The sequence below is a fragment of the Pseudomonas sp. RC10 genome (assembly GCF_038397775.1).
In the GTDB taxonomy this organism is placed as follows: Bacteria; Pseudomonadota; Gammaproteobacteria; order Pseudomonadales; family Pseudomonadaceae; genus Aquipseudomonas; species Aquipseudomonas bambusae.
In genome coordinates, this window is record NZ_CP151650.1 from 1,441,014 (window position 1) to 1,452,372 (window position 11,359).

4 protein-coding genes are annotated in these 11,359 nt (G+C 60.7%); 1 reads left to right on the plus strand and 3 read right to left on the minus strand.

Annotation, left to right across the window (positions count from 1 at the left end):
* The first annotated feature begins 133 nt into the window (after positions 1-133).
* Complete coding sequence (locus tag AAEO81_RS06530) at positions 134-4,495, plus strand: SpvB/TcaC N-terminal domain-containing protein (protein WP_341962377.1); 4,362 nt, start codon at positions 134-136, stop codon at positions 4,493-4,495.
* A 63-nt stretch (positions 4,496-4,558) separates the two neighbouring features.
* On the opposite strand, the gene AAEO81_RS06535 is transcribed toward AAEO81_RS06530, so the two are convergent.
* From AAEO81_RS06535 to AAEO81_RS06545, 3 genes are all read right to left on the minus strand, one after another.
* On the minus strand, positions 4,559-6,082 hold the full coding sequence (locus tag AAEO81_RS06535; RefSeq protein WP_166596534.1) for a fumarate hydratase: 1,524 nt from the start codon (positions 6,080-6,082) through the stop codon (positions 4,559-4,561).
* A gap of 267 nt (positions 6,083-6,349) precedes the next feature.
* Positions 6,350-8,749 carry an RHS repeat-associated core domain-containing protein gene (locus AAEO81_RS06540; protein ID WP_341962379.1) on the minus strand — a complete coding sequence of 800 codons (2,400 nt, stop codon included), beginning with the start codon at positions 8,747-8,749 and terminating at the stop codon, positions 6,350-6,352.
* Between the two features lie 99 nt (positions 8,750-8,848).
* Positions 8,849-11,290 (minus strand): RHS repeat-associated core domain-containing protein, encoded by a 2,442-nt coding sequence (locus tag AAEO81_RS06545; RefSeq protein ID WP_341962380.1) that lies wholly within the window; start codon positions 11,288-11,290, stop codon positions 8,849-8,851.
* Positions 11,291-11,359 lie beyond the last annotated feature (69 nt).

Genomic DNA, 11,359 nt, shown 5'->3' on the forward strand with positions numbered 1-11,359 from the left:
ACGAGCGTCATTCGCGATAAGCCTCATCGCGATAAGTTCTAATTCGTACACCCCATGCGACCTAATCTTACGAACAGTCATGGCACCGCGCGATCCACTCGCGCGATGCCAGCGTTCAAGGATCGAAGGGAGCATGATCATGGCCGATCAGGAGCAACAAGTCGGTATCTCCGCGCCCTCGCTGCCCAAGGGTGGCGGGGCGATTCAGAGCATCGGCAAGGGCTGGGGCGCGGTAGGGGCTACAGGCTCGGCGTCGCTGGAAATCCCGCTGCCAATCACGCCCGGACGCGGCTATGCACCAGCGCTCGGCCTGAGCTATCAGAGTTCGGTGGGCAATGGCCTGTTCGGTCTGGGATGGGGGCTGAACGTGGGGGCGATTGCCCGACGGGCGAGCAAGGGCGTGCCGCTGTACACCGATGAGGATGTGATGCTGGGCCCCGATGGCGGAGTCCTGCTGGCTGAGCGTGATGCACAAGGCGCACTCATTGAAACAACCGTCAGCGACTATGGCGGCCTCACACTGGATCAGCCCTACAAGGTCGTTCGCTACTTCGCGCGTGCCGAAGGCGTCTTTGCTCGCATCGAGCATTGGCGCCATGAGAGTGACCCCGCAGGCTTCTGGCTGATCCACGGCGCAGATGGAAGCCTGGCAATGTTTGGTCGTCAACCGGCCTCCCGCCTGCGCGACCCCGATGACCCGAACCGCGTGGCTGAGTGGTTGCTCGAAGAAACGGTCAACCCCATCGGCGAGCACGTGCTGTACGAGTACAAGGCCGAGGATATGCAAGGGCTTGTGGCCGATACGACGCCCAGCCCCGGGCGCAACTTCAGCGCCCAGCGTTATCTCTGGCGGGCGCGCTATGGCAACTTCAAGGCGCATCCCCATCTGTATTTGTGGGCTCCTCAGCAGTTGGCCGGACTGCAATGGCACTTCGAGCTGATCTTTGACTATGGCGAGCGCACGTTCGCCAATGATCAACTGGCTTATGACGGCGACAAACCCTGGGAAGGGCGCGCAGATTTTCACTCATCGTTTGGCTACGGCTTTGAGCTGGGTCACCTGCGCTTCGTGCACCACGTCATCATGTTTCACTACTTCCCCGCTGAGCTCGATCCCGATAAGCCGACCCTGATCAGCGCGCTGAAACTCAACTACGAGGACCTTCAGCAGGGGGGCAAAGTACTCAGCTCGGTGGAAAGCCTGGCGTGGGGGGAGCGCATCCAGCCCGCGCTCAGCCGTCGGCCGCCTGTGGTGTTTACCTATCAGGATTTTGACGTAGCGCAGGGGGCATTCAAGCCGTTCGAGTCCATGCCTGGCCTGGATGATGGCCAGCCGTATCAGTGGGTGGATCTATACGGTGAGGGGTTGTCCGGGGTGCTGTATCGCTCGGACAAGGGCTGGATGTATCGCGAGCCCGTACGTGACGTCGAAGCCGATGACCCTGACGCCGTGAAGTACGGCCCTTGGCAGTTGTTGCCGGGTAATCCTGCCGCTGATTCGCAGACCGCCGTTCGCCAGTCACTCGCTGACATGACCGGGGATGGCCGTCTCGACTGGATCGTGGCGCAGCCAGGCATCGCGGGTTTCTTTACCTTGAATCCAGAACGAAGCTGGACCCGATTCACGCCGTTTTCCGCCTTCCCGCCGGAGTTCTTCCATCCCAAAGGGCAGTTGGCGGATCTGGTCGGGGACGGGCTGTCTGATCTGGCGCTGATTGGTCCTCGCAGCGTGCGCTTGTACGCCAGTCGGCGTGATGACGGCTTCGCTAAAGGGCATGACATCGCCCATGACACCGAGGGTGATTCGCTGCCGACGCTCAGCAACAGTTCGTCCGAGCTGGTCGCTTTCTGTGACATTTTCGGCAGCGGTCAGCAACACCTTGTGCGCATTCGTCACAATGAGGTGCGTGCCTGGGCGAACTTGGGCAGAGGGCGATTTGGCAAAGGGCAGCTGTTCGCGGCACTGCCGTTTTCGTGGGATGAATTTGACGCCGGGCGCGTTCGTCTGGCGGACATGGACGGGTCCGGTGCGGTTGATCTGGTGTATCTGAAGTCTGATGGCTTTCAGTTGTTCATGAACCGCTCAGGCAACCACCTGGCCGAACCGGTCACACACCCTTGGCCGGACGGGATTCGCTATGACCAGCTCTGCCAGGTGAACATCGCCGATTTGCAGGCGTTGGGCTGTTCGAGCCTGGTGCTGACCGTTCCGCACATGAAGACCACGCACTGGCGCTTCGACCATCCGCCGGTCAAACCGTATCTGTTGTACAGCACTCGTAACGGTATGGGCGCGTCGGGTTCCATCGACTATCGCAGCTCCGCGCAGGAGTGGCTGGATGAGAAAGTCGAATTGCAGGAGGCCGGACTGGCAGTGGAGTCGGGCGTGCCGTTCGCGCTGCACGTGGTCACCCGACAGACTCAGCTCGATGAAGTGACGGGCAATCAGCTGACTCAGCACTTCAAGTTTCGTCAGGGCTATTACGATGGTCACGAGCGCGAGTTTCGCGGCTTCGGGCTGGTGTGTCAGACCGACAGCGAGGCGCCACACGCCACTCAGAAAGAACAAGGCTTCACGGCCCCCGTGCTGACCAAAACCTGGTATCACAGCGGGCGACATCCGGCGAACAAAATCATTGGATGTGACGAGAGCGACCCAGATGCCGTGGTGTTGGGCAACGATCTGCTGACCACCTTTGCCAATGGCGACGATCAGCTTATCGTTTCACCCACCGACGATGATTTGCGCGAGATGGCCCGCTCACTGGCGGGGGCTGTGCTGAGGGTTGAAGTCTTTGGCCTGGAGGCAGAAACGCCCAATGGCGTGCCGTATTCGGTGCAATCGTCGCGTTATCTGGTGCGCCAGCTGGCGCCGGTCAGCACACATCAGCCCTATGCGCGGCAGTTGTCGTTGCAACTGGAGTCGATCGGTTATCAGTACGAGGGCCACGCGGACGATCCTATGTGCCAGCGCGCCATTAACCTGACCTGGGACGAGTACGGTGTGCTGACCCACGGCGTCAGCGTCAATTACGCTCGGCGCAAGTCGGCAGGCGATACACCGCCGTTCGACGACGAGCACCAGCAGCGCTGGTGGAAGGCCGCGCACGATGACGCTCAGCAGAACTTCTATCTGACGGAAGCTCGGGCCCGGCCGATTCATCTGGACGCAGCACAGAGCTGGCGGCTGGGCTTGCCCTATCTGAGCCGAAGCAATGCGATGGTGGCTGAGCGCGCGACGGTCAGCCCTGAAGACATCAGCTATGAGGCTTTCAAGGCGCCGCAAGGCTGGTTTGCGTCGCTGCCTCGCACGCTGGTGGCGCTCAGCAAGCAGCGTTACGTCAATGCGGGGGAGGGCGAGGCGACCTTTGAGGCGTTGACCGATGCCGTGGAGCTGGCCGAGCTGGATGACCACGCGCTGACGGCGTACGACCGGGTGATGACGCCTGAGGAGCTGACCGCGAAGTTGATCGAACTCGGTTACCACCGCATGACGTGCATGCTGCCCGAAGAGCCGGAACGCACCTTGTGGTCGGTCAAGCGGGGGTTCAACACCTATGCGGGCGCTGAACAGTTCTATCGGGTGGAGACATTCAGGCCGACGGCGAGCCATGGATGGAGCACCGTTGAATACGATGACTACAACCTGATGGTGAGGTCGGTGACTGCACCCGATGGTTGCACCACGTCGGCAACTTACAGTTATCGCAACATGCAACCGGTCAAGATCGTCGACCCCAATCGCAATTCTCAGGAAGCGCTGTATGACGGTTTTGGAGTCCTGCGCATGACCAGTTTCTATGGCACGGAGCTGGGCAAGGAGGTCGGTTTCCAGCCGCTGGTCGATGCTGTGATGGAGGAAGAAAAACCGGTGGACGCGATCGCCTCTCCCTCAACAATCGACTTCGCCACCGTTCATTACTACGACGCGTTCAGTTGGGTCGATCACAAGGCGCCGGTCCATAGCCTGGCCATGCAGTGGGACCGCTATCCCGATGACCCTGAGCGGCAATTGCGCAAGAGCCTGGCCTCTGTCGATGGATTCGGCAGAACGTTGCAAACCCGCCAATTGGTCGAGCCGGGCAAAGCGTACGAGGTCATCGACGGGCGATTGAACGTGGGTGAAGACGGCAAATTGATCGAAATCGAAGCCGACCCTCGCTGGCGCGTCAGCGAGCGCGTCGAATACAACAACAAGGGACTGGCGGTGCGGGTCTACCGTCCTTATTTCACCAATACCGAAGGCTACGTGGATGACGGCTCTGCCCGGGAGCACTGGTATCACGACGAGCAGTTCTACGATCCGCTGGGACGCCCGACTGTCACCATGACCGCCAAGGGATGGATGCGGCGGATCACCTACGAGGGCTGGTACACCATCAACGAGGATGAGAACGACACGGCCGAAGAGGTCAACGTGCGCAGGGCAGAGCAGGGGCTACCGCTGCTGGACGACGGCTCGCCTCGCAAGCGGAAGAATCCGTTTCAGCGGTGAGCCGTCCAGAAACCAAAAAGCCCGGCACACCGGCCGGGCTTTTCGTGACTGCCAGCGGAGCGCTTACTGCACTTCGACTGCCAGGCTCTCACTGATCTTTTTCTGCCAGATGGCAGGACCCGTGATGTGAACCGACTCGCCTTTGCTGTCAACCGCGACAGTGACCGGCATGTCTTTGACGTCGAACTCGTAGATCGCTTCCATGCCCAGTTCCGGGAAGGCCAGGACCTGGGATTTCTTGATCGCCTGAGCGACGAGGTAAGCAGCACCGCCGACGGCCATCAAGTAAACGGCTTTGTTGTCCTTGATCGCGTCGATGGCGGTCGGGCCGCGCTCGGATTTGCCGATCATGCCCAACAGGCCAGTTTGCTCAAGGATCTGACGGGTGAACTTGTCCATACGGGTGGCGGTGGTAGGACCGGCTGGGCCGACCACTTCGTCACCGACCGGATCGACCGGGCCGACGTAATAGATGAAGCGCCCTTTCAGGTCTACCGGCAGGGTTTCGCCCTTGTTCAGCATCTCGACCATGCGCTTGTGCGCCGCGTCGCGACCGGTGAGCATCTTGCCGTTGAGCAGGACGGTTTCGCCCGGCTTCCAGCTCTGCACGTCTTCCGGGGTCAGGGTGTCGAGGTTGACGCGACGAGCCGACGGGCCGGCTTCCCAGACGATTTCCGGGTAGGCGTCCAGCGGTGGCGCTTCCAGCGAAGCAGGGCCGGAACCATCGAGCACGAAGTGGGCATGACGGGTGGCGGCGCAGTTCGGGATCATGCAGACCGGCAGCGACGCTGCGTGGGTCGGATAATCCATGATCTTGACGTCGAGCACGGTGGTCAGACCGCCGAGGCCCTGGGCACCGATGCCCAGTTGGTTGACCTTCTCGAACAGCTCCAGACGCATTTCTTCCAGGCGGTTCGACGGGCCACGAGCCTTCAGCTCGTGGATGTCGATGGAGTCCATCAGGACTTCCTTGGCCATGACCGCCGCTTTCTCGGCGGTACCGCCGATGCCGATGCCGAGCATGCCAGGCGGGCACCAGCCAGCGCCCATGGTCGGCACGGTTTTCAGTACCCAGTCGACGATCGAATCGGACGGGTTGAGCATCGCCATCTTCGATTTGTTTTCCGAGCCGCCGCCTTTGGCCGCCACGTCCACTTCCACGGTGTTACCCGGAACGATGGAGTAATGGATGACCGCCGGGGTATTGTCCTTGGTGTTTTTACGAGCGCCCGCCGGGTCGGCGAGGATCGAAGCGCGCAGGACGTTTTCTGGCAGGTTATAGGCCTGACGCACGCCCTGGTTGATCATGTCGTCCAGGCTCATGGTGGCGCCATCCCAGCGCACGTCCATGCCCACACGAACGAATACGGTCACGATGCCGGTGTCCTGGCAGATCGGACGGTGGCCGGTGGCGCACATGCGCGAGTTGATGAGGATCTGAGCCATGGAGTCGCGCGCGGCAGGCGATTCTTCGCGCAGGTAGGCCTCGTGCATGGCCTGGATGAAATCGACGGGGTGGTAATAGGAGATGAACTGCAGCGCGTCGGCGACGCTCTGAATCAGGTCATCCTGCTTGATCACGGTCATGGGTGTTCTCCTCGAATCAGGCGGGAACATTTATAGGGCGGTTTGCGCAAACAGGCACGGACCTGCGTGCAAACGGCCATCGGCTCGGCTACCGCTCAGGCGCAGCGGCAGGAAAAAGGCGCGGCAGTATACCGCGTGGCACTCGGCGCGACACCCTGCCGCAGCGTAAACGTTAGTCGTGAAGGGCAGGGGGCGCTGAACGGTCATGGAGGGGAGCAACCCTGAGATCACTACCCTCGGCTCGCTGCGTGATTGCAAAAACGATGACTAAACCGGCTTATAGAGCTGAAAAGAGGCGAGTTCATACTCGACGCCATGGGCGAAGTAGTGAGGTCCGTGCACCCCTGTCAATCCTTTCAAATGGGGAATCAGTTGAAGTGCAAGCGGCGTTCTGACGCCTTCTTTCGTCACGAAGTTCGCTGACTGCTTCATCCACTCGACGGTGCCGACATAAATATTCTCATGAAACCCCACCACGGGCCTGCGCAGGACGTTGGCGACTTCTTGTGCCGCACCGCTGGAGCCTCCCTGACAGGCAAGCAGTACGAACGGCCTGTTCGGGTCCATGTTGACCAGGTGTGGGGCGATGTCCGTTTTCGCGACATTGGCGGCGGTGTCATACAGACCTTTTGAGTTCATCAGGTAGCCTTCGGGAGAACCGTGGGTTTCGAACCCCGTGAATTTGTCTCCCCACAACTGTTTGTGAAATGAGACATCGTGGCTTCCAAGCCTGCGTTCGAAGAGGATAGAACTGTCGCGTCGCTGCATCGCTTGTTTCGCAGCGATCTTGGCGCTGGCGTGCCCTATGGCGGTCAGTGCACTGGCGGCGATGCCAGTGCCCAGCGATACCCAGCCCAGTATGTTGGCCGCGCGCTTGTCGCCTCCGGTCATTTCAATGCCCAGGGCAGCGGCGCCGGTGCCCACCGAGGCCACGTTCAGAATGCCCGCGCTGATGATCATCACCGCGCTTGGCGTCAGCGCTTTCAAGCCAAACATTGCGATAGGTGTGATGAGCGCCGAAGCCGCGCCCAGGCTGGCAATGGTGCCTGCGATTCCAACCGCCAGCCCCACCCCTGCGAGCGCATAGTTCACCCAGCTGTGCCCGTCCGGGTCGATGCGGTTGACGGGATCCCCTGCGCAATAGACATAAGGGTTGATGCCGCCTCGGCCAAACGGGCTCTCGCTGTCAGGACTGAGAAAGCACATCAGTACCGGGTCGTAAGGTCGGTAGTCCCCCAGTATCTGCCAATGCGTGACCGGCTCGACGCGCTGGCCGGTAAAACCGATCGGCAGGTGCTCGGCGTTTTCACGTTCTGTTCCGTAGGCGCTGTACTGACGCGTGCGGGTCGTCGTATCGGCTTCAAGGCGGACGCTGCCTTGTGCATCGGCCCCCAGCAATGTCGTTTGACGGACCTTATCGGTCATGGTGTGGATGGCAAACACGCCTTGCTCACCCGAATAAAATTGCAGGCTGTCGGTTCCTGTTCGTTCATGCGTTACCTCTTCCCCACTGAAGAAGCTGCGACTCAGCGTGTCGTCTATACGACGATCCGTGAGGTGACCGCTGGCGGTGTAGCCGTACTCGCAGTGATGGCTTTCGTGGTCGACCCTCGTCAAGCGACCTTGGGCATTCCAGCGCATGCTGCGGCCCAGACTGTCGCCGATCACCCGGCCACACTCGTCGTAGGTCAGCACCACTTCGCTCGGCCATGTGGGATGGCTGTGGGTGACTTTCGTCACGCGAACCGGGTCGTCGCTGGCATAGCTGAACAGCGTCTCGTTGGTACTGCCGTCGACGAAGGTAGTGAGCACACGCTCATGCCCGTTAAGCGCGTTATAGGTAAAGCGCTGTTCGACAATGGGGTTGCCGAACGGGTCTTCAGGAGCGATGTCGGCGTCGGCGGTGTACAGCACCAAGCGCCTGCGAAGATCGTACGCGAAGGTTTCCTCGCCCTCTTGCTCGCCATCGCTCCAGTGCCGCGAGGTGATCTGATCGAGCGCTGAATACCCGAGCGTTTGCTTCAGGGTTCGAGTGGCATGATCGCCGTCAGCGTCCTGCGTCGTGGCGATGAAGGTGCGGGTGTGCTCGCGACCTATGCTGTCGTAGGTGAGCACCGTGCTCAGCGTGCTTCCCCTGTCCTGGTCCTCCACATCAATGTGAGTCAGGCGCGACAACGGGTCATAACGATAACGGCTCATCAGATGGCCAACGTGAACTTCTTCAACCCGACCTTGGTCGTCCAGACGACGTCGGTGCCGAGTGCCTTGGACATCGTCAAAACCCTGCAACAGTCGGTTCAGCGAGTAATGCCAAGTGGTGACGTGTTCTTCATCTTCGACCGCCCATATGTCCTGACTGGGTTGGCCCGATGCTTTGAATTCGAAGGACTCATCGCCCAACGCCCCGCTGGCTGATTGGGGCATCCCCAACGGGTGATAGCCGAGAAACTGAGCAACTTCGCCTTCGGCACTGACACTGAGCAACTGATTGTTCAATGCAGACTCGTAGGTGAATTCGATGCGCTTGCCGTCGGCCAGGGTGTTGGCCGAAGGAGGGAGCTGCCCTGCGCGATAGTGAAAGTTCGTGATGTGCCCGCCGACATCGACTGAGAGATGCCGGCCCAGGCCGTCGAAGGTCTGCCGACCTATCATCATGGGTGTATTCATGGTTTCCAATCCGTGGAAAAGGGTTTCATGGCGCCGCTCGACGAGCTGCAGCTGCCGTCGGGTGAGTGGGACGGAAGGCAGCCGCAGCATCAACTCGTCCTACAAAGCAGCGGTTATCGTTCCGTCAGGGTGAAAAATCTTTGCTCCCGCTTCTCTGAATGAAGTCTTCCAGGCCTTGAAAGGATTGCCCGTCGCTCGCAAACGTTCGAGGTAGGGCACTGCTTCCAGCGGAGCATTGGCCACATTGCCTCCGAGCTGAAGGTTGGCGAAACCTTTGACGAACGTCTTTTCAGTGAACCCTTTGACGGGGCGCCCCAGCTCCTTGGCAATCTCCAGTGCTGCTCCGTTCTTGCCGCCCCAGCACGACAGCAGTACGAAGGTTTCGTCCGCTGGATAATTCAGCGCTTTCAGCCTTGGCGCGATGAAATCCCTGGCAATGTCCGCTGCCCTTGCGACCTTGCCATCAGGCCCCATCAACAGCGCGCGGAATGGGTCCCCATGGGTAAGCAATGCCGCTTGGTTCGTTCCTCGGTAGGTTTCGATGAATCCCACGTCCACGGCCCGGGATGTGCCCTGATAGATCACTTCGCTGTTGCCGAGCCGACCGGGTTTGGGGGACCAGTTGGTTTTAAGGTCCATCGCCCGTTGCTGCGCGCCCGCATTTCGCAAACTGTGCATCTTCAGGCCTATCCCTGCGCCAGCCAGACCGGTGACCAGCGAGATGCCCCCCAGAATCCCTGCCGCCGATCCCCCATGCCCACTGATTTCCAGCGCGAGGCTCGCGACGCCGGTGGTGAGGGACACGACATCCAGTGTCGCAGCGGCAAGGCAGGCGATCTGCGCAGTCGACAGCGTCGAGGTCGCGCTGAATAACGCACCCGCAATCGGCAGCGCTGCCTGAAGACCGGGAATGAGTGCTATCGCCGAGAGGGCAAGACCCGCCCCCGCCAGTGCATAACTCACCCAGCTGTGTCCGTCGGGATCGACACGATTGACCGGATCGCCGGCACAGTAGGCATAGGGGTTGATCCCACCCGCACCGAAGGGGCTTTCGCTGTCCGGCGCCAGGAAACACATCAGCACAGGATCGTAAGGGCGGTGCCCGCCGGGGATGTACCAGCCCGTCAGCGGCTCGCGTCGTTCTCCCGCAAAACCGAACGGCACTTGCGCTGCATCCAGGGCTTGAGCACCATGCGCGGTGTACCCCAGGGTTCGAATGGCACTGTCGGCTTCCATACGCACGGTGCCCTGACCGTCGGTGCCGAGAAGGGTGGTCTTGCGCATTCCTTCGGTGACCTTGTTCACCGCGAACAACGAGTGGTCGTCGCCGATGAGCTGCAGGCTGTCTTCACCCGTCTGTTCATGCGTGAGCTGGTCGGCGCTGAAGAAGCTGCGGGTCAACGTGTCGTCAAGCTGCCGGTCGACCAGTCGCCCTCGGGGATCGTAACGATAGGCGCAGGTGCTGCCTTCGTGGCTCACTTCAGTCAAGCGGCCCTGGGTGTCCCATTTCATGCTGCGACCCAGGCTGTCGCCAATGACCCGGCCACATTCGTCATACGTCAGCGTGACCGAGGACGGCCAGGATTCATGAGTGTGCGTGACGCTCACCACTTTCGTCGGATCACCGTCGGCGTAGCTGAAGACGGCTTCATCCTGGGTGTCGTCGGCAAACGTGTTGAGCACCGTTTCGTAGCCATTCAGCGCATTGAAGGTGAAGACCTGCTCGACAATCCGGTTGCCGTAGGGATCTTGGGGGGCCGCTTGCGCATTGGCGGTGTAATGCACCAGCCGGTCACGGTTATCGTATTCGAACGTTTCTTCCCCGACGTGCTCGCCGTCGTTCCACGTGCGCGAGATGACTTGGTCCCGTGCCGAATAGCCCAGCGTCTGAGTCACGGCACGAGGTGCACCGTCTTCAGCGTCAGGGTCGGGGGTGATGGCGAACGTCCGGGTGCGTTCCCGTCCGAGCGTGTCGTAAGTGATGGAAGTGGTCAGGGTGCGCGCGGTGTCAGGGTCCGACACCTCGACACTGATCAGACGAGAGAGTCCGTCGTAGGCGTAGCGCGTTTCGATGCTGCCCACCCGGGTGAACTGCACACGACCGGCCTCATCGAATTCGCGTCGATGAGCGATGCCCTGCGCGTCGTCAAAACCTTGCAGCAGACCCGCGACTGAATATTTCCAGTGGGTGGTGTGGGTGGTGTCGTCGATGACCCACTCATCGCTCAAGGCTTGCCCTGACGGGGTGTAAGCGAACGACTGAACGCCCCGTTCTCCGCTGGCGCTGGCGAGTTGGCCGATGTCTGCCTGATACGCCATCTGCACGGGCGTTTCATCCTGCCCCAGAACGCTCAGCAGTTGATGATTGAGGTTTTTTTCGTAGGTGAAGGCGATTTCCCGGCCGTCGGCCAGAGTGTTGCCCGACGGGGCAAGCTGTTCATTGATGTAACGAAAGCGTGTGGTATGCCCCCCGACCTCTACGGTGAGCTGACGGCCCAGGCCGTCGAAGGTCTGCCGACCTATGATGATGGGTGTGTTCATGGTTTCCGATCCTTGGAAGAACGAGGTCGATGCGGGTGGCACCTCCCCGACTGAACGTAAAGGGATGTC